Origin of the sequence: Pseudoalteromonas sp. MM1, assembly GCF_030296835.1 — a bacterium.
Classification (GTDB): domain Bacteria; phylum Pseudomonadota; class Gammaproteobacteria; order Enterobacterales; family Alteromonadaceae; genus Pseudoalteromonas.
The window spans coordinates 2,437,409-2,455,899 of sequence record NZ_AP027922.1 but is presented as its reverse complement, the minus strand read 5'-3'; the positions used below and the strand labels follow the sequence as shown (position 1 = coordinate 2,455,899).

Below are 18,491 nucleotides of genomic sequence, written 5' to 3'. Positions count from 1 at the left end.
CTTTTAACTTGAGCTAATACCAATCTGCAAAATAGATCACTTAATTAAGCGGATTGATATAAAAATAAAAAGCGCGTAAGTTAAATAGCTTACCCATTTTAAAAACATAAAAATAAAAATGAAAACCAAAGAGATAGAGCAACTCGCGTTATCAGACTCTGAAACCAAAGACGTGATCACCCCGTATGCCTTTAAAATTGACCAAGCGTTATTAGGTATTCCATTAGCGAGCCCAATTAAACGTGCAATGGCAATGATCATTGATGTCACTTTAATATTTATGGCCGCTAAGCTAAGCGCCACTTTAATTGCCTTTGTGGCTGCCATGGCTTTTTATAAAGGCACTGCGCAGCAATATCTTCCAAAAATGTCATCGTTTTGGCGTAGAACCTTAAAACTTTTTGCCGCGAGTTTTTTATTTGTAAGTTCACTCACTGTACTCTCATTAGCGATTGATTTTTTTGAATGCGATACTGCTTTTCAAACATCTCAAATAGAAAAAACACAGCAAAACGATGAATTAAGCGAGCATGATAAAGCAATAATACGCACCTATTTAGCACAAACAAACGACGATAAAAACTGCGACGATGCTTGCCAAAGCGTTGCTCGTGCTAATTTAGTTAGCCAATTGCCCGCGCTTGTTGAAATGGAAAACGTAGGCGGTATTGAAGTTACACGCACATTATTGCACTTAATAGCCATAGCTGATGATGAGCCTGTTGTGGCAGATGATTTTAAAAATAATGAGACAGAGCTAAAGAGTATTTCGGACGAAATAACTCATAAAAGCAATATCAATGAAAAAGCAGACACTAAAAGCGAGCAAACCAAACCTGTCACCAGCATTTTGCAGTGGGGTAAAGGCATTATTCAAGACCTAGGCCTTGGTTTTGGTTGGGCGGCCGTATACTTTACGTTGTTTTCGTTATTATGGCGCGGACAAACCCCAGGTAAAAAAGTATGTAATATTCGGGTGGTTTCACTAAATGGTGAGCCACTAGGTATGCTTGATTGTTTTGGAAGGTACGGCGGTTACGGCGCAGGTTTTGCCACGGGCTTATTAGGCTTTTTACAAGTATATTGGGACCCAAACAGGCAAGCCATTCAAGATAAAATATCAGCGACAGTGGTTATTCAGGGCAGTGTGAACCAGGTTGTAAATACACAAACGGTAGAAGAGACTTTAAAAACTACTTAGAAAATAAGTAATTATAAAATATATGGCTTTAGATAAGAAAAGGGCTAAAATAAGGTCTTAATTTAGTTCTTTATAGGTGTTATATGAGACAGGTTTTAGCTGATTGTTCAGCAAGTATTTCAGAACTTAAAAAAAACCCAACCGCGCTTTTAAATGAAGCAGATGGCGCTGCAATAGCCATATTAAATCATAATAAGCCTGCAGCGTACTTAGTGCCTGCACAAATGTATGAGCAACTAATGGAACAATTGGATGATTATGAATTAACTAAAGTTGTTGAGAGCCGCAGAGGCGATTTATCTCAAGCGGTTGAAGTTAATATAGATGACTTATAAGTTAAAGTTTTTACCAGCAGCCTTAAAGGAGTGGGAAAAACTCGCGCCATCACTTAAAAGCCAGTTTAAAAAGAAACTTGCTGAGCGCTTAGATAACCCCCACGTGCCAGCCTCAAAGCTACGCGGCTTTGATAATGTTTATAAAATAAAATTGCGTACGGCAGGGTACCGCCTTGCTTATGAAGTCATTGATGACGAAGTTGTGGTGTATGTACTCGCAATTGGTAAACGCGATAAAGATGCAATATATAAAAAGTTAGCCTCAAGAGCTAAGGAATAGCATAGTGATAAAAGCGGTGTTTTGATTGTTGAAAGAAGGGCGTTTCTTCTTGGTTTGCTATTAATTTAATACAAGGATATGTATGAAAGTCTTATCAATAATATTTTTATATTTATTTTTTACAATAAATGTAAATGCCTCAGAGCCTATTACTTTAGCCAAAACCTATCAGCTTAGGTCTGTTATTTTAAATGAACAACGTAGCTTTAGCGTTTATGTACCACCAAGCTACAAGCAAAACCTCGAACGAGTATATCCTGTTATTTACTTGCTCGATGGTGACCAAACACATCTAAAAGCCGTTGCAGGGCTCGTAGAGGCACTTAGTACGGAGCGGCTTGAGCAGCAAATACAGCAAGCAATTATAGTAGCCATTCCTAATAGTCAAAATGCGATAAGAGAGCGAGACTTTACCCCAACCAATGTTGATTGGACATTTAACGGTAAACTCCTAGAAAAGTTTAAAAATATCGGCAACGCCGCAAACTACCGCGCCTTTTTTGAAAAAGAACTCATTCCACTCATTAATAAAAATTACCGCACATCAACTAAACGCGTATTAATTGGCGAGTCTTTTGGCGGCTTGTTTGCCAGCTATGTGTTGCTTTCTAACCATGCACTATTTACAGATTACTTAATTATTGATGCGACTTACCTGTGGGATAACAACTACCTAAACCGTTATTTTGATGAGAAACAATTAATAAATAAGCCGCTTAACGGCAATGTGTATTTTACTTTTGCTAATAATGCTAAAGCGTTTGGCGAAATTGGTGAAACAAATTACCAATGGGGTTTAGCGTTTGCTAAAAAGTTAAAAGTGCACTCAAGCGATGATCTAGTTATAAATCAACGCTACTTTGAAGATGAAACCCATGGCACAGTCGCAGCAATTAGTTGGTATTATGGTATTAGAAAGCTTTTAAGTAATTAGATGTCTACTTCATTGGGTTAAAACGCAGAACTGATAGCTGACAACTGACGGCTATCAACTTTATTTTATTTCCTAAACCTAACCCCAAATCCACCAACCCCCAGCAATAACACAAACCCCCACACAAACACGTTTCCGTACTGGCTGTAAACGCTGTTGCCTTGTATAAGCTTTATATCGGCTTTCATGGTCGCCGCTTCAAACTGTGGCATAGTTTGTTGTGTGTGGCTTATTGGGTCGTATACGGCGCTAACACCATTATTGGTAACGCGTACCAGCGGGCGTTGTAGCTCTAGTGCGCGCATGCGGGCTATTTGCATGTGTTGCAATGGCCCAATAGAGTCGCCAAACCACGCGTCGTTACTTACCGTAAAGAGTAGGTCTGAGTTGCTTTTATAGTTACCGCGCACTAAATCGGCAAATACTATTTCGTAGCAAATGGCGGGTAGCAGATTAAAACCATTGGCACGTAAGTTGTTTTGTACTTTATCACCACGGGTAAACGATGACATAGGTAAATCAAACAGTGGTGCTATAGGGCGCAATATATCCTGAAATGGTACAAATTCGCCGATAGGTAACAACTGGTGCTTACGGTAGCGGTTTTTGTTTAGGTAGCGGTAATGGCCGTGCTCGTCGTTGCGCTCTTTATTACCTACCACAATCAGCGTGTTGTAAATGGTTTTGGTGTCGAGCTGGTAGTCAACAATACCGGTAACTAACGCGGTTTTATTAAACGATGCGGCGCTGTCTAAATTGGCTAAGTAAGTGTCGGCCAAGGCTTCTATTTCGGGCACGGCGGCTTCGGGCCATACTACGAGATCAGCATCCCAATGGGGGCGTGTTAGGTCTTGGTACTTGCTCATGGTGGTCCAAAACTCACTGGGCTCAAAGCGCAGGTGTTGTTTAATATTACCTTGCACCAGTAAGGTCGACATTTCTTTACCAGAGTAGCGATTATTACCGGTATTTAATGCGCCAATAACAAGTAACGCTAATGCTGCTGCGCTTATTAATGGGGTTTTTAACTCTTTTTGGGTGAGCCTGTAAAGGGCAAAACCAATGCCAACACAGGTAAGCGTTAAGCCAAATTCGCCAATATAGGGCGCCAGTAGTCTAAGCGGGCCGTCTGTTTGTGTATAACCAAAACTTAGCCACGGAAAGCCGGTTAGTAAGTGCCCACGTAAATATTCACTAATGGCTATAGTGGCAATGAGCAGTGCCCCCATACTTTTAGGGCCGCTTGCAAAGCGAGTGGCTCCCCAAAACGCGAGTGCTGGAAACAGCGCTAAATATGAGCACAGTAAAGCCATTAACGAGAGCGACGCTACAAGCGGCATGCCGCCAAAAGTAGCAATTGATACATGCACCCAGCTAATACCTGCGCCAAACCAGCCTAAGCCAAATATAAAGCCATATTTAGCGGCGCGTTTTGCGTGTGCTTTGCCTGTGTTGTTTGGGTTAATACAAAAAATAATGGCGGCAATGCTAAAAAATGCGATGGGCCAAATTTGGTAAGGGGCGTAGCCAAAAGTTAAAATAAGGCCCGCAACTAGTGCGAGCCATGCTTTTTTATCTTTTACTAACAGGGTGAGTTTAGTTAGTAGTTTCTTCACTGTCGTTATCATCAACCTTAGGAACGGTGACTTGCAGTTGTAAAATACGACGGTTATCGGAATTTGTAACTTTAAACTGATAATCGTCTATTTCAATTGTTTCGCCGCGACTTGGCATGTGGCCAAATGCGTGTAGTACCGTACCGCCAATGGTATCGGCTTCATCGGTGCTGTAACCTGTTTTAAAGTACTCGTTAAAGTCATCTACAGGGGTGAGCGCTTGTACTACGTATACATGCTTAGCTAGCTGGCGAATATCTTGTTGATCTTCTTCTTCGTCGTGCTCATCTTCAATTTCGCCGACAATGATTTCAAGAATATCTTCAATGGTGACAAGGCCCGACACACCGCCGTATTCGTCAATTACAATCGCCATATGGTAGCGCTGTTGGCGAAACTCATTTAGCAGGGTGTCTACGCGTTTGCTCTCTGGCACAACCATGGCTGGGCGTAAATATTCGCGCAGTGACGGGAGGTGCTCATCTTTATTTAAAATAAGCGGCAGCAAGTCTTTTGCGAGCAAAATACCTTCAACGTGGTCTTTGTCTTCACACACCACAGGGAAACGTGAGTGGGTGGAGTCGACCATCATGGGGATCAAATCTTCAAGGGGGCTGTCGATTTCAAGCGTGACCATTTGTGAGCGCGGGATCATTATATCGCGCACTTTAAGCTTGGATACACCAAGCACACCTTCAATCATCTCTTTGGTTTCTGGATCTATTACGTCACGCTCTTGCGCGTCGGCAATTACTTCAACCAGCTCTTCTCTATTCTGGGGTTCCCCTTGCAACATTTGGGCTATGCGGCCCATCCACGTTTTGCCAGAAGAACCCTGGCTAGATTGCGAGTTATCGTCGCTCATTGCGTCTAAATGCTCCGTTAATTTAAAGTTCGTCCCGGTATGGGTCAGCTATGTTTAGCTCTGCAAGTAATTGCTTTTCTATGCTTTCCATCTCAAAAGCGTCTTCACTCTTTATATGGTCAAATCCAAGTAAATGCAAGCATCCATGAATAACCATATGGGCAAAGTGGTCATGAAATGACTTTTCTTGCTCGATTGCCTCGGCCAATACAATGGCTGGGCAAATTATTAAATCACCTACTAATGGCAAATCAATGCCAGGCGGTGCTTCAAATTCAAACGACAACACATTGGTGGGTTTATTTTTACCACGGTAGTCGTTGTTTAGTTGTTGCGACTGGGCTTCATCGCTTATAACGATGCTCAGCTCAGACTCATCACGAAACTTGCTAAGTGCTTTGTCGGCCCACAGTGCAAACTGTTCTTTGCTTGGGAGGTTGTCAAACTCACAGGCTATTTGTAAATCTAATTCGGTGCTCACGGTATTACTCTTTAGTAGACGGCGGTTGTTGAGCGGCAAGTTGCTCTTTGGCTTTTTGCTTTTCTATACGCTTTAGTCGCTCGCTTTCGTCGTTGCGCTCGTAGGCTTCTACAATACGGCCAACAACAGGGTGGCGAACAATGTCGTGCGATTGGAAAAAGTTAAAGCTAATTTCTTCAACATCACTAAGCACTTCTATAGCGTGGCGAAGCCCTGAGCGCGCACCGCGTGGTAAATCAACTTGCGTTATATCACCCGTTATTACTGCTTTAGAGTTAAAGCCTATACGGGTTAAAAACATTTTCATTTGCTCTGCGGTGGTATTTTGACTTTCATCTAAAATAATAAACGCATCATTTAATGTGCGTCCACGCATGTAAGCAAGTGGCGCTATTTCAATAATGTGTTTTTCAATAAGTTTTTCTACTTTTTCAAAGCCAAGCATTTCAAATAGGGCGTCGTAAAGAGGGCGCAGATATGGGTCTACCTTTTGGCTTAAATCACCTGGTAAAAATCCTAATTTTTCGCCGGCTTCTACCGCTGGGCGGGTAAGTAATATTCGGCGAATTTCTTGGCGCTCTAGGGCGTCTACTGCGGCGGCAACAGCAAGGTAGGTTTTACCTGTACCGGCAGGGCCAATACCAAAGGTAATGTCATGATGCAAAATATTTGCAACATACAAACCTTGGTTGTCGTTACGCGGTTTAATTACGCCACGGCGGGTTTTTATAAACATTTCTTTGCCGTATGCACTTTGCGGCACGTCTTGCTCTAGGGCTTTTGATTCGGTAATGGCTAAATGTACGTTGTCGGGCTCTATTTCACCAATTTCGCCACGAACAGGCTGAGTATCAACATAAAGGTTTTTTAAAATTTCTACGGCCGCGGCACTTGAGTGCAGTTTACCTGTTACTTTAAAAAAGTTGTCGCGGTGGATTATTTCAACACCTAGGCGGCGTTCAATTTGTTTGATGTTTTCGTCAAACGGGCCACATAAAGAAGAAAGGCGTTTGTTGTCGGCAGGTTCTAAATAAATCTCTAATGTTTTTAACTGATTACTCAAAATTACTTCCTATTCGGGTGCGCCAGTAAGGGTTACTGGCGCAATGAATTTATACAACTATGGTACGAAAGTAGCTACGCCAATTTCGTTGGTTGTATCGACTTTTGGCTCCACGCTTGCAGCTTTTGTTAAAATAGCTGAAGGAGCAACATCACGACGTAAGTTCATTTCTGATTCTGTACGAATTAAATCGCCACGTAAAGAGTTTGGTAACGCTTCGGTAATACGTACATCAACAAACTGGCCGATCACTGTGTGTGGACCAACAAAGTTAACTACACGGTTGTTTTCGGTGCGGCCACGTAATTCCATTGGGTTCTTTTTAGAAGGCCCCTCAACTAAAATACGTTGCTCTGTATCAAACATTTGGCGGCTGATTTGCTGTGCCATTTGCGTAATACGGTTTTGTAGTAGGTATAAGCGCTCTTTTTTCTCTTGCTCTGATACGTCATCAGGCAAGTCGGCGGCAGGTGTTCCTGGGCGCGCACTGTAAATAAAGCTAAAGCTCATATCAAAGCCAATGTCGTTAATTAGGTTCATTGTGGCTTCAAAGTCAGCTTTGCTCTCACCCGGAAAACCAATAATGAAGTCTGACGACATGCTTAAGTTAGGGCGAATTTTACGCAGCTTTCGTATTGTTGATTTGTACTCAAGCGCTGTATGGCCGCGTTTCATTAAATTAAGAATACGGTCTGAACCACTTTGCACTGGTAAATGTAAGTGATCAACAAGCTCTGGCACATCAGCGTATGCGTCGATTATATCTGGCGTAAATTCAACTGGGTGCGAGGTGGTGTAACGAATGCGGTCAATACCGTCAATCGCTGCTACGTAACGAATTAAATCAGAGAAGTAACAAATTTCACCATCGTGTGTTTCACCGCGGTATGCGTTTACGTTTTGACCTAGTAGGTTTACTTCACGTACGCCTTGCTCAGCAAGTTGTGCAACTTCTAATAATACGTCATCTAATGGGCGGCTAACTTCTTCACCACGAGTGTAAGGTACAACACAAAAAGTACAGTACTTAGAACACCCTTCCATTATTGATACAAATGCAGACGGGCCTTCTGCTTTTGGCTCTGGTAAGCGGTCAAATTTTTCAATTTCTGGGAACGAAATATCAACCACCGATGAGCCTTTGTCGCCTTGCACTTGTTTAATCATTTCTGGTAAACGATGCAGCGTTTGCGGGCCAAAAATAACATCAACAAATGGTGCACGCTGGCGAATAGAGTCACCTTCTTGTGAGGCAACACAACCACCTACACCGATAATTAAGTCTGGCTTGTCATCTTTTAACAACTTCCAGCGACCTAATTGGTGAAATACTTTCTCTTGCGCTTTTTCACGAATTGAACAGGTGTTAAGTAAAATAACGTCGGCGTCTGCTGCTTCTTCCGTTAGCTGGTAGCCGTTGGTTGCATCTAAAAGATCAGCCATCTTCTGAGAGTCGTACTCGTTCATCTGACAACCCCAAGTTTTGATATGCAGCTTTTTGCTCATTGAAATATAGCCTCGTGTTCAATTCGGTAGTGGCACAAAAATGTGCTTAAAACGGGATTAAGGAGCAAGGTTGCTCACTTAAAGGACGCGTATTTTAGCTGGATACCCGCCCAGATCCAAGTATAGTTTTCATGTTTGTGATCTCAAATCAATACACAGGCAGTTTAATAGCGTGATAGCTATATACTCTCGCACTAATGCGGCGAGTTACGATACAATCAAAACAGTTTCTCGTATTAACAAAATGATGAAAAACATGACTCAAAACAAAGTGATTGTTGTAGGCGCTGGGATGGTCGGTGCGGCCATGGCCATAAAGCTTGCACAGCAAGGAAAGTCAGTACAAATAATAGAAAAAAAACTGATTAACGCCGACGCCATTTTAGCCAGTGAGCAGGTAGATATACGGGTATCGGCTATTAATCGTTTTTCAGAAAACCTGCTGGACGAGCTAGGGGCTATGCCTATTTTAAGGCAAAATCGATTAGCGCCTTACACGCAGTTAGAGGCATTTGAGCGCGGTGGCGACAATCTGTTATTTGATTGCGCCGATATTAATACTTCGCACTTAGGTCATTTAATTGAAAACAATTTAATACAAGCAAGTCTTTGGCAGCAGTTTGCACATTATAATATTGAGGTGATTGAACAATCAGCACCTTTAAGTGCTATTGAGCAAGGTGGCGCGTCAATCACCCTCATTTATGGTGATACCCGTTATACTGCTGATTTAGTTATTGCAGCCGACGGTGGGCAATCGCAGTTACGTGCAAAGGCAAATATTGGTGTAACAGGGTGGCAGTATCAGCAGCACTGTATGGGCGTACTAATAAAGCTTGATGCGCCGCAGCAAGTAAAAACGTGGCAGCAATTTACCCCTACAGGTCCGTTAGCCTTTTTACCTATGCAGGCACCTTATGCCAATTTAATTTGGTATGACAACGCTAATACCTTGCAAAATTTTAAAGGGTTAACAGCTGAGCAACTCAAAGCGCATATTTTAAATAAATTTCCATCCCTTGCAGGCGATTTTGAGGTACAAAGCCATGCGGTATTTCCGCTTACTCGTCAGCATGCAAATAATTACTCTAATGGGCGTTTGGTGTTAGTTGGCGATGCGGCGCACACAATTAACCCTCTGGCCGGGCAGGGCGTTAATTTAGGTTTTCAAGATGTGGTGGCACTTGCACATGCGCTTGAAAGCGCTGGTGATATTGGTTGCCCGCTAAAACTAAAAGAATATGAGCGAAGCCGCCGTAAAGCCAACCTATTAATGATGAGCATGATGGATGCATGTTACTTTGGTTTTTCTAATCAAATTACGCCGCTTAAATGGGCGCGCAGCCAGTTTTTAAAAATGGCTAACAATACCTCTCCTTTAAAAAACTGGGTATTAAAATATGCTATTAGTGGGGAGCTTAGTTAAATCCGCTTAAGTGATTGGCTAAATTATTAATGTACAGCCAATCACTCCCTTTCTTATGCCGCTTCGGCACCTGTATTGTTGTCACTATTAATTTATTCCGTTATTGCATTTTTTTGCCATACTCAAACTACTAACCAATTAAAAGTTGTGTGTTTGTGGATAATTTTTTTATTTTTATACTCATTCTCGGCACTTTACTGCTTACGCTGAGTATTGTGCCTACAATAAAAATTTGTAAAAAAACTAACCGTGTTTCGTGGATTTTGCTACTGGCGCTTATTTTTAGCTTTATAGTGGGTTATTGGTATGTACTTTATTATTTTGTAAATAACGATTTAGCCGGATTTATTGCTATGAGCGTATCGCTTATTTTATTTGGTGGCGGTGCTTTTGTTTATTTAGTTATTCAGCTTAGTTATAACAGTATTTTAAAAATAGACCGCTTTGCAAAGCGACAACGTACCCTTGCCGAAAACGACAGCTTAACCGGCCTCCCTAATCGAAAAAAGTTTTTTCAGGTGCTTAACAAACAAGTTAAGTACGAACCTTCTTTTTATTTAATGCTCATAGATTTAAACCGCTTTAAATCGTTTAATGACTCATACGGTAATAAAGTAGGGGATATGCTGTTAAGCATTTTTTCAAAAACTCTTAGCCATAATATTGTGGGAATAGCCAAGCTTTACCGTTTGGGCGGCGATGAATTTGCCCTTATTGTTGATAACTCAGCCAATGATGCAATTGATTTATGTATTGAGGCAATAAAAAAGTCAACCAAGCACCCTTTTCATATTTACGAACATAGCTTACGTGTACACGTGACTGTGGGAATAACAACCTTTGCGAATCACTCGTCACATGCCAATGAGCTATTAAAGCAAGCAGACTTAGCATTACATGAAGCTAAAGACACACAGCAACTTTATGTACATTACTTTGAGGCGCTGAGCACCCGAGCAAATGAGCTTTCAAATATGACCACACGTATTAAGCAGGCTATTAAAAACCACGAATTTGAGCTTTACTTGCAACCTATTTTTGATGCCAAAGCCGATGAAGTACATGGTGCAGAGGCATTAATACGCTGGCCACAAAGTGATGGCTCTTTTATTAGCCCAGAGGTATTTATTGGCATTGCCGAGCAAAGTGGGTTGATATTAAATATTTCTAAATGGGTGTTACTAGAAACAATAAAACATTTAAAGGTGTTAAAAGCAGCTGGGTTTGTAGGTTCGTTGCATGTAAACCTTTCTACTAAAGATTTAGAAAGCCCGGAGTTTTATGAGTTTGTTGAAGAACTTGTAAAGCATGACCCAACGTTAAGCGATGCAATTATTTTTGAAATAACCGAATGCGCCATGATGACAAACCTTGAAGCCGCGCGCACCATGATGCAAAAGCTAAATAGCCGAGGGTTTGAATTTAGTGTAGATGATTTTGGTACTGGTTTTTCTTCTTTGGTATTACTGCGAGAATTACCAATAAGCCAAATAAAAATAGATCAATCATTTATAAAAGACATGCTAACTCAAATAGCTGATTACGCGATTGTTGAATCGACATTGTTTTTAGCAACACGACTTAATTGTAAGGTGGTGGCAGAGGGAATAGAAGATAACGATCTTAAACAAACATTAACGCTAATGAATTGTGATTATTTGCAAGGATATTATTTTAGCAAGCCAGTAAACATTAATGAGTTTATACACAAATATGCGAATGAGGAAGAGTATAGGATAATATAGAAATTGGCTGGGATACCAGGATTTGAACCTGGGAATGCCAGGATCAAAACCTGGTGCCTTACCGCTTGGCGATATCCCAACGCTAAATTTGGAATAGTTTTAGTTCTAGATAAGAACATGGTGCGGAAGGAGAGACTTGAACTCTCACATCCTAAGATACTGGAACCTAAATCCAGCGCGTCTACCAATTCCGCCACTCCCGCAGTTCTTATTCTTTATAGCAATTTCTTTGGTATAAGAAATTGGCTGGGATACCAGGATTTGAACCTGGGAATGCCAGGATCAAAACCTGGTGCCTTACCGCTTGGCGATATCCCAACAAAGAATTAGCTGATTATTTTAGTTCTTATCGAGAACATGGTGCGGAAGGAGAGACTTGAACTCTCACATCCTAAGATACTGGAACCTAAATCCAGCGCGTCTACCAATTCCGCCACTCCCGCATACATCGTTTATATTTAAACTCTTAACAGAGCAATTCTTTATGCAACGTTTCTTTGGTAGAAGAAGTTGGCTGGGATACCAGGATTTGAACCTGGGAATGCCAGGATCAAAACCTGGTGCCTTACCGCTTGGCGATATCCCAACAAAGAATTAATTGATAATTTTAGTTCTTATCGAGAACATGGTGCGGAAGGAGAGACTTGAACTCTCACATCCTAAGATACTGGAACCTAAATCCAGCGCGTCTACCAATTCCGCCACTCCCGCATTTTTTGTGTTTAATAAACACTGGTAGTTATTTTAAACTCTTCATTGAGCTGCAATTTTAACTCTTGCAGAGCCACTTCAAAAAAAGAAATGGTGGCTAAGACGGGATTTGAACCTGTGACCCCATCATTATGAGTGATGTGCTCTAACCAGCTGAGCTACTTAGCCATTGTTGGCTGGGATACCAGGATTTGAACCTGGGAATGCCAGGATCAAAACCTGGTGCCTTACCGCTTGGCGATATCCCAACAGAAAACAATTGATAGTTTAGTTCATATCAGAACATGGTGCGGAAGGAGAGACTTGAACTCTCACATCCTAAGATACTGGAACCTAAATCCAGCGCGTCTACCAATTCCGCCACTCCCGCATTTTCACTTTGAATAATCAAAGGAAGGTAGTTATTTTAAACTCTTCATTGAGCAACAAAAGAAAAATGGTGGCTAAGACGGGATTTGAACCTGTGACCCCATCATTATGAGTGATGTGCTCTAACCAGCTGAGCTACTTAGCCATCTCTTTTGTTATCACTTCATCGCTGAGTGCGGGGCGTATTATGCTGATATGACCCAAATCCGTCAACACCTTTTTTGCAAAAAAACACTTAACACGGTTTGTTTGCAGGAAAATTAAGCTAAGAGGCTAAATTTTAATAAATTTGCTGTTTTTTTAACTGTAAATCAACTGTCAAAGTACACTAAGTAATAACAACTTAAAACCGTTAATATAAAAACAGCTGTGTATTTCAGCAGTTATTTTGTGATCAATTCGTCTTAAAGCCTAGTTTATTGAGGATTTAAGCAATTTAATAAAGCTATGACACTCAACAACCAGGCGATGCAATCATTTTAAGAGGCATAACCTGTGCTAGTTGTGTTTAATATTACACGTTAATCGCAGCGTCGCAGTGTAGAGGCAGTTAGTAGGGCAATTGCCTAATTATTAATGTGTATTTCTCATGTCAAATAAAGTATTTAGCTTAGATCGTTAATATAATATCAATCCGTAATAATACTTACTAATTGTGTGGGCCTTAACGTGTCGCTATCTGAGTTAAAAAATTATCTTTTAAACAACTAAAAAGCGAATTTTTCTAGCTGCTAACATGTTTATCCATCCTCAAAATAGATCACTTAATTATGCGAATTGGTATAAAAAGCCAAAATGATTAAGACAGCTTACCTTTTGAGGTTAAATTTACATGTTAATAGCCATAAAAAAACCCGCATTAAGCGGGCTTTTATAAACAGATTGTTTAGGCGTAATTATACGTTGAACAAGAAGTTCATTACATCGCCATCTTTAACAATGTACTCTTTACCTTCTTGGCGCATTTTACCCGCTTCTTTAGCGCCACCTTCGCCATTAAAGGCAATGTAGTCGTCATAAGCAATGGTTTGTGCGCGAATAAAGCCACGTTCAAAGTCGGTGTGAATTTTACCAGCGGCTTGCGGTGCAGTTGCACCTACTGGAATAGTCCACGCGCGTACTTCTTTTACACCTGCAGTGAAGTAGGTTTGTAAATGCAATAGCTCGTAACCACCGCGAATAACACGGTTAAGGCCTGGCTCGTCTAAACCTAGGTCTGCCATAAATTCAAGCTTGTCTTCTTCATCTAGTTCAGAAAGCTCAGATTCGATTGCAGCACACACAGGAATAACGACTGCGTCTTCAGACTCTGCAATAGCACGCACACGGTCAAGGTGTGGGTTATTTTCAAAGCCATCTTCAGCTACGTTAGCAATGTACATGGTAGGCTTAATAGTTAAGAAGTTAATTGAGCTAATAGCTGCTTTTTCTTCTTTAGTAAGCTCTAAAGAGCGAAGTGTTAAGCCTTCGTCTAAATGCGCTTTAACTTTTTCAAGTACTGCATTTTGCTCTTTAGCGTCTTTATCGCCGCCTTTGGCTTTTTTAGCATTACGGAAAATAGCTTTATCAGCACTGTCCATATCGGCAAGTACTAATTCGGTATTGATAACGTCAATATCGTCAGCAGGGTCAATAGTGCCTGCAACGTGAATTACGTTTTCGTCTTCAAAACAGCGAACTACATGGCCAATTGCATCCGTTTCACGAATGTTTGCTAAAAATTGGTTTCCTAAACCTTCACCTTTCGATGCGCCTTTTACTAAACCAGCAATATCAACAAATTCCATACTGGTAGGTAGGATGCGTTGAGGATTTACAATCTTTGCTAGCTCGTCTAAGCGAGGATCGGGTACCGGTACTACACCTGTGTTAGGTTCGATGGTACAAAAAGGAAAGTTAGCGGCTTCAATACCCGCTTTAGTTAGTGCATTAAAAAGCGTTGATTTACCAACATTAGGCAAGCCAACGATGCCACATTTAAAACCCATAGTAAGATACCTTGTTAAGATTCGTTTAAACGATTATGGTTTAAAAGAATGTAGTCTGTTTTGTGCTTTTAACACACCATCTTTTGCAAGTATTTCCATACAACGAACTGCTTCATCAACCGCGGCATCCATTTTTTCTTGGTCTTCTTTGGCTGCTTTTCCAAGCACCCAACCTGTGACCATTTCACGATGTCCTGGATGACCGATACCTATGCGTAAGCGCATAAAATCTTTTTGGTTTGCCATTTTTGCAATAATGTCTTTTAAGCCATTATGACCGCCATGACCGCCGCCTTTTTTAAGTTTGGCAACGCCTGGGTCTAAATCCATTTCGTCATGGGCAACGAGTATGTTTTCCACGGGGATTTTGAAAAAATTGGCTAAACTACCGACCGCTTTACCACTTAAGTTCATGTAGGTGGTGGGGATCAATAATTTGAATTCTTGGCCTTGGATGATCACTTTGCCAGTTAGGCCGTGATATTTAGGATCGTGTTTGAGCGTGCAGTTGTAGCGTGCTGCGAGTTCTTCAATAAACCAAGCACCTGCATTGTGGCGTGTATTTGCGTATTCGGGGCCTGGATTAGCCAGGCCCACAAGCATTTGAATAGAATTCAAGGTGCAAGACCTTAAATATTATTCAGCAGCGTCTGAAGCTTCTTCTTCAGCTGGAGCTGCTTTGTTAGCTTTAATAGTAACTACTGACAGGTCGTGGCCTTCGCCTTTACCTAGCTCAACAGACTGAACGCCTGCAGGAAGCTCAAGGTCAGAAATGTGAACTGAATCACCAACTACTAATTTAGAAACGTTAACTTCAACGAATTCTGGTAAAGCTTTAGGAAGACAAGAAATCTCAACTTCAGTTAACTGGTGAACAACCGTTGCGCCAGCTTTAGTTACTACTTCTTCACCGATGAAGTGAAGAGGAACTTTAGTTACTAGTTTGTGAGTTGCATCTACACGTTGGAAATCAAGGTGAGTGATTTTTGGCTTGAATGGGTGACGTTGGATATCTTTTAAGATAGCTTCAACAGACTCGCCGCCAACATTTAGCGTAAGAATGTGCGTGTAAAAACCTTCGCTTTCTTGTGCTTTGATCATGTCTTTATGAGCAAGAGTAAGCGATACCGCTTCTTTATCTGCACCGTAAAGGATAGCAGGTACTTTGTCTTCGCGACGTAGGCGGCGGCTCGCACCAGTACCAGTTTCTACGCGAAGTTCAGCGTTGTAAGTATAAGTTTCGTTAGACATAATGTCTCCAATAATTAAAAGTGTTAGGGCCTTTGCGACCAAGGTCCCTACCCAAAAGGCGCGCTATCATAACACCACCCCCCAATAAAATAAACAACACATACAAAAAAAGCGCCAAAAGGCGCTTATATGTTCAAGCAGATGTGTGATTTTAGTGTTCAAACATCGCTGAAATAGACTCTTCATTGCTGATGCGACGAATTGTTTCGGCTAACATGTCAGCAAGCGTCAATACTTTTACTTTATCAAGCGCTTTTAATTCATCAGATAACGGAATTGAGTCAGTTACAATCACTTCATCAATTACTGAGTTACGAATGTTCTCTGCGGCTTTACCCGATAAAATAGGGTGCGTTGCATAGGCAAATACGCGTTTAGCACCGTGTTCTTTAAGTGCTTCTGCGGCTTTACATAAAGTACCACCGGTATCAATCATATCATCTACGATAATACAGTCGCGGCCTTCAACATCACCAATAATATGCATTACTTGAGAAACGTTTGCTTGAGGGCGGCGTTTATCAATAATAGCAAGGTCTGTGTCGTGAAGTAGTTTTGCAATAGCACGGGCACGTACTACACCACCAATATCTGGCGATACTACAACAACGTCTTCAAACTCGCGCTCTTCCATATCTTCAAGTAATACAGGGCTACCGAATACGTTATCTACTGGTACATCAAAGAAGCCTTGGATTTGCTCAGCGTGTAAGTCAACCGTAAGAACGCGGTCAACGCCTACACTTGATAAGAAATCGGCAACAACTTTAGCGGTAATTGGAACGCGCGCAGAACGTACTCGACGGTCTTGACGTGCATAACCAAAATAAGGAATGACGGCAGTAATACGACCTGCTGATGCACGACGTAGAGCATCAACCATAACGATAAGTTCCATTAGGTTATCGTTAGTAGGGGCACAGGTTGATTGCAAGATAAAAACATCCGAGCCACGAACATTTTCATTTATTTGAACACTGATCTCACCGTCACTAAAACGGCCAACAACAGCATCGCCTAATTCAATATACAAACGTTTTGCAACTTTTTGAGCTAACTCAGGTGTTGCGTTACCAGCGAAGAGCTTCATGTCAGGCACGGTAGGGTTCCTCAGGCACTGAATTTTTGGACTAACGGGTAAATAGGTAAAACCCACTACGCGTTAACTTATGATTACTTGTACGTTACTTCATTGATCGAATATGGCGGCAAGCTCCGTATGAGCAGGTGAGACATTTGCGCTAGAAGCAACAAAACCCTGCCAAGTATGGGGGAGGTTATCAAGTACATCTTGTGCTTGAACTTGGCTAGCAAATTCGACAAAACAACATGAACCTGTTCCGGTCATCTTCGACGGGGCGTATTTTAGCAACCACTGCAGGGTTTTTTCAACCTCGGGGCAGAGCTTTTTAACTAAAGGCTCACAATCGTTGGTTAATTTATGGGTTCGCCAATCACCTGAAATTTTTGGCGTATCGCGTTTTAAATCTGGATGAGTGAATATTTTAGCGGTACTTACATGCTGATTAGGGTGCACAACACAATACCATTTTTGTTCAAGCTCTACGTCAACCAATTGTTCGCCAATACCGTGTGCTATGGCGCTTTTACCACGAATAAATACCGGTACATCGGCGCCTAATTGCAGGCCTAAGTTTGCTAATTCATCGGTATTTAGTTGTGTATTCCACATTTTATTTAGTGCAAGTAAGGTGGTGGCTGCGTCTGACGAACCGCCCCCGACACCGCCACCCATAGGTAGGCGTTTAGTGAGATTTATTTTTACACCTGAAGAAATGCCACAGTGATTTTTAAGCAATAACGCGGCTTTATAGATGAGATTATCGCAATCTGCTATGCCTTTAGTATCACCTGTTATTAAAATAGTGGGCACCTCGGTGGCTGAAAAGTCCAATGTGTCGCCAAAATTTAAAAAAGTAAATAAGGTTTCTAGTTCGTGATATCCGTCATCACGGCGCGCATTGATGTGTAAAAATAAGTTAAGTTTTGCCGGTGCAATCACCGAAAAAGCTGTTTTAGTATTCATACTTAATTAAATTGCCAATTGTAGAGTTGAATTTTGATTTTAATTTGCTGATGTTTTAGCGTGACATTGCCAGGGACCCAAAAGCCACCTTGCTGCTTGTAGTTTGAATATGTTATTTGCCACTTTTTATTGCTGTTATCGTACCAAATAACTTGTTGTGCACGGCCAAGTTCGTCTACTTTTAATGTTTGCGAGATTAATGTGCCTTTTAACCAGTTATCGGCGTTATCAACTGGCAGATCAAAACCGGTTAAGCGTTTTAACAACAACGCGGCGTTAGTATCTGTGTATGTTTTATCGTCGTAATCAAGTACCGCACCAGTGCGGGTTTGTTTAAGCGACAATATACGAGTACCAATAAACGTAGTAAGCACTAAGTTGTTTTGTTTTTCGTCTTGTTGCCAATTTAAGTTTGCAGATTGGCGCTCATCAGGGCTTATAAATGCTAATTTACCTTGTGCTTGCCAGGTTTTTTGAGCCGCTAAGCGTGGTTTCCAATCATCGTAAAGTGTTGTATTTGTGTCAATTTGGTGGGCGCAGCCCGCTAAAAACAAAAAAAGAGTGAATAAAATTAAATAATGTCTAATCAAATGTTGTTCCTTACTTTCCATATTCCGCTGATTTTTGGTAAAATTGCCGCCTTTAAAGTAGGGCGCAGCAATATTTGGCAAAT

17 protein-coding genes and 10 tRNA genes are annotated in these 18,491 nt (G+C 41.3%); 6 read left to right on the top strand and 21 right to left on the bottom strand.

Translation table 11 applies throughout. The annotated features are described in order from the left end of the window. Positions 1-118: 118 nt before the first annotated feature. The 4 genes from QUE46_RS11205 (at position 119) to QUE46_RS11190 (ending at position 2,750) form a co-directional block, all read left to right on the top strand. Positions 119-1,201: an RDD family protein gene (locus tag QUE46_RS11205; RefSeq protein ID WP_286244837.1), complete on the top strand. Its 1,083-nt coding sequence runs from the start codon at positions 119-121 to the stop codon at positions 1,199-1,201. A gap of 83 nt (positions 1,202-1,284) precedes the next feature. Next, a complete protein-coding gene (locus QUE46_RS11200; protein WP_055016136.1) occupies positions 1,285-1,536 on the top strand; it encodes a type II toxin-antitoxin system Phd/YefM family antitoxin in 252 nt (83 codons plus the stop codon). After that, positions 1,526-1,816: a type II toxin-antitoxin system RelE/ParE family toxin gene (locus QUE46_RS11195; protein ID WP_055016135.1), complete on the top strand. Its 291-nt coding sequence runs from the start codon at positions 1,526-1,528 to the stop codon at positions 1,814-1,816. The genes QUE46_RS11200 and QUE46_RS11195 overlap by 11 nt, the downstream gene beginning before the upstream one ends. 82 nt (positions 1,817-1,898) lie before the next feature. After that, a complete protein-coding gene (locus QUE46_RS11190) occupies positions 1,899-2,750 on the top strand; it encodes an alpha/beta hydrolase (RefSeq protein ID WP_286244836.1) in 852 nt (283 codons plus the stop codon). Positions 2,751-2,815: 65 nt separating this feature from the next. Here QUE46_RS11190 and lnt read toward each other — a convergent pair whose 3' ends face one another. The 5 genes from lnt to miaB are packed head-to-tail and all read right to left on the bottom strand — an operon-like array spanning position 2,816 to position 8,281. Continuing rightward, positions 2,816-4,366 carry an apolipoprotein N-acyltransferase gene (gene lnt, locus QUE46_RS11185; RefSeq protein ID WP_286244835.1) on the bottom strand — a complete coding sequence of 517 codons (1,551 nt, stop codon included), beginning with the start codon at positions 4,364-4,366 and terminating at the stop codon, positions 2,816-2,818. Beyond that, entirely contained in the window at positions 4,347-5,231 is an 885-nt protein-coding gene (corC, locus tag QUE46_RS11180; RefSeq protein WP_286244834.1) for a CNNM family magnesium/cobalt transport protein CorC, read from the bottom strand. The genes lnt and corC overlap by 20 nt, the downstream gene beginning before the upstream one ends. A gap of 22 nt (positions 5,232-5,253) precedes the next feature. Further along, on the bottom strand, positions 5,254-5,712 hold the full coding sequence (gene ybeY / locus QUE46_RS11175; RefSeq protein ID WP_286244833.1) for an rRNA maturation RNase YbeY: 459 nt from the start codon (positions 5,710-5,712) through the stop codon (positions 5,254-5,256). Between the two features lie 4 nt (positions 5,713-5,716). Then, the gene (locus tag QUE46_RS11170; RefSeq protein WP_286244832.1) at positions 5,717-6,775 is read right to left on the bottom strand and encodes a PhoH family protein; all 1,059 of its coding nucleotides are present in this window, start codon (positions 6,773-6,775) and stop codon (positions 5,717-5,719) included. A 57-nt stretch (positions 6,776-6,832) separates the two neighbouring features. Continuing rightward, complete coding sequence (miaB, locus tag QUE46_RS11165; RefSeq protein WP_286244831.1) at positions 6,833-8,281, bottom strand: tRNA (N6-isopentenyl adenosine(37)-C2)-methylthiotransferase MiaB; 1,449 nt, start codon at positions 8,279-8,281, stop codon at positions 6,833-6,835. Between the two features lie 244 nt (positions 8,282-8,525). Between miaB and QUE46_RS11160 the strand changes: the two genes are divergently transcribed. Together QUE46_RS11160 and QUE46_RS11155 are read left to right on the top strand one after the other, a co-directional pair. Beyond that, on the top strand, positions 8,526-9,707 hold the full coding sequence (locus QUE46_RS11160) for an FAD-dependent monooxygenase (protein ID WP_286247744.1): 1,182 nt from the start codon (positions 8,526-8,528) through the stop codon (positions 9,705-9,707). 155 nt (positions 9,708-9,862) lie between these two features. Beyond that, positions 9,863-11,452 carry a bifunctional diguanylate cyclase/phosphodiesterase gene (locus tag QUE46_RS11155; protein WP_286244830.1) on the top strand — a complete coding sequence of 530 codons (1,590 nt, stop codon included), beginning with the start codon at positions 9,863-9,865 and terminating at the stop codon, positions 11,450-11,452. 4 nt (positions 11,453-11,456) lie between these two features. On the opposite strand, the gene QUE46_RS11150 is transcribed toward QUE46_RS11155, so the two are convergent. The 16 genes from QUE46_RS11150 to lolB all read right to left on the bottom strand — a co-directional run bounded on the left by QUE46_RS11150 (position 11,457) and on the right by lolB (position 18,408). After that, positions 11,457-11,531, bottom strand: a tRNA-Gln gene (locus tag QUE46_RS11150). A gap of 39 nt (positions 11,532-11,570) precedes the next feature. Continuing rightward, a tRNA-Leu gene (locus QUE46_RS11145) sits at positions 11,571-11,655 on the bottom strand. A 40-nt stretch (positions 11,656-11,695) separates the two neighbouring features. Continuing rightward, positions 11,696-11,770: transfer RNA gene (locus tag QUE46_RS11140), tRNA-Gln, on the bottom strand. Between the two features lie 40 nt (positions 11,771-11,810). Further along, a tRNA-Leu gene (locus QUE46_RS11135) sits at positions 11,811-11,895 on the bottom strand. 68 nt (positions 11,896-11,963) lie between these two features. Next, positions 11,964-12,038 (bottom strand) — tRNA-Gln (locus QUE46_RS11130). A gap of 40 nt (positions 12,039-12,078) precedes the next feature. Further along, a tRNA-Leu gene (locus tag QUE46_RS11125) sits at positions 12,079-12,163 on the bottom strand. Positions 12,164-12,254: 91 nt separating this feature from the next. Then, a tRNA-Met gene (locus tag QUE46_RS11120) sits at positions 12,255-12,331 on the bottom strand. Between the two features lie 5 nt (positions 12,332-12,336). After that, a tRNA-Gln gene (locus QUE46_RS11115) sits at positions 12,337-12,411 on the bottom strand. Between the two features lie 37 nt (positions 12,412-12,448). Then, positions 12,449-12,533: transfer RNA gene (locus QUE46_RS11110), tRNA-Leu, on the bottom strand. Positions 12,534-12,600: 67 nt separating this feature from the next. Continuing rightward, positions 12,601-12,677 (bottom strand) — tRNA-Met (locus QUE46_RS11105). A 751-nt stretch (positions 12,678-13,428) separates the two neighbouring features. Then, positions 13,429-14,520: a redox-regulated ATPase YchF gene (gene ychF, locus QUE46_RS11100; RefSeq protein ID WP_055018915.1), complete on the bottom strand. Its 1,092-nt coding sequence runs from the start codon at positions 14,518-14,520 to the stop codon at positions 13,429-13,431. Positions 14,521-14,553: 33 nt separating this feature from the next. Then, positions 14,554-15,138 carry an aminoacyl-tRNA hydrolase gene (pth, locus tag QUE46_RS11095; RefSeq protein WP_024033868.1) on the bottom strand — a complete coding sequence of 195 codons (585 nt, stop codon included), beginning with the start codon at positions 15,136-15,138 and terminating at the stop codon, positions 14,554-14,556. Between the two features lie 18 nt (positions 15,139-15,156). Beyond that, complete coding sequence (locus QUE46_RS11090) at positions 15,157-15,771, bottom strand: 50S ribosomal protein L25/general stress protein Ctc (RefSeq protein WP_286244829.1); 615 nt, start codon at positions 15,769-15,771, stop codon at positions 15,157-15,159. A gap of 151 nt (positions 15,772-15,922) precedes the next feature. Then, complete coding sequence (locus QUE46_RS11085) at positions 15,923-16,870, bottom strand: ribose-phosphate pyrophosphokinase (protein ID WP_004588832.1); 948 nt, start codon at positions 16,868-16,870, stop codon at positions 15,923-15,925. A gap of 90 nt (positions 16,871-16,960) precedes the next feature. Beyond that, complete coding sequence (gene ispE, locus QUE46_RS11080; RefSeq protein ID WP_286244828.1) at positions 16,961-17,818, bottom strand: 4-(cytidine 5'-diphospho)-2-C-methyl-D-erythritol kinase; 858 nt, start codon at positions 17,816-17,818, stop codon at positions 16,961-16,963. 2 nt (positions 17,819-17,820) lie between these two features. Then, a complete protein-coding gene (lolB, locus tag QUE46_RS11075; RefSeq protein ID WP_286244827.1) occupies positions 17,821-18,408 on the bottom strand; it encodes a lipoprotein insertase outer membrane protein LolB in 588 nt (195 codons plus the stop codon). Positions 18,409-18,491: the final 83 nt, after the last annotated feature.

Coding starts and splice junctions, on each gene's coding strand:
- QUE46_RS11160 (WP_286247744.1), top strand. CDS start 8,526: ATGATGAAAAACATGACTCAAAACAAAGTGATTGTTGTAGGCGCTGGG.
- QUE46_RS11195 (WP_055016135.1), top strand. CDS start 1,526: ATGACTTATAAGTTAAAGTTTTTACCAGCAGCCTTAAAGGAGTGGGAA.
- ispE (WP_286244828.1), bottom strand. CDS start 17,818: ATGAATACTAAAACAGCTTTTTCGGTGATTGCACCGGCAAAACTTAAC.
- miaB (WP_286244831.1), bottom strand. CDS start 8,281: ATGAGCAAAAAGCTGCATATCAAAACTTGGGGTTGTCAGATGAACGAG.
- QUE46_RS11090 (WP_286244829.1), bottom strand. CDS start 15,771: ATGTCTAACGAAACTTATACTTACAACGCTGAACTTCGCGTAGAAACT.
- QUE46_RS11200 (WP_055016136.1), top strand. CDS start 1,285: ATGAGACAGGTTTTAGCTGATTGTTCAGCAAGTATTTCAGAACTTAAA.
- ychF (WP_055018915.1), bottom strand. CDS start 14,520: ATGGGTTTTAAATGTGGCATCGTTGGCTTGCCTAATGTTGGTAAATCA.
- corC (WP_286244834.1), bottom strand. CDS start 5,231: ATGAGCGACGATAACTCGCAATCTAGCCAGGGTTCTTCTGGCAAAACG.
- QUE46_RS11190 (WP_286244836.1), top strand. CDS start 1,899: ATGAAAGTCTTATCAATAATATTTTTATATTTATTTTTTACAATAAAT.
- QUE46_RS11205 (WP_286244837.1), top strand. CDS start 119: ATGAAAACCAAAGAGATAGAGCAACTCGCGTTATCAGACTCTGAAACC.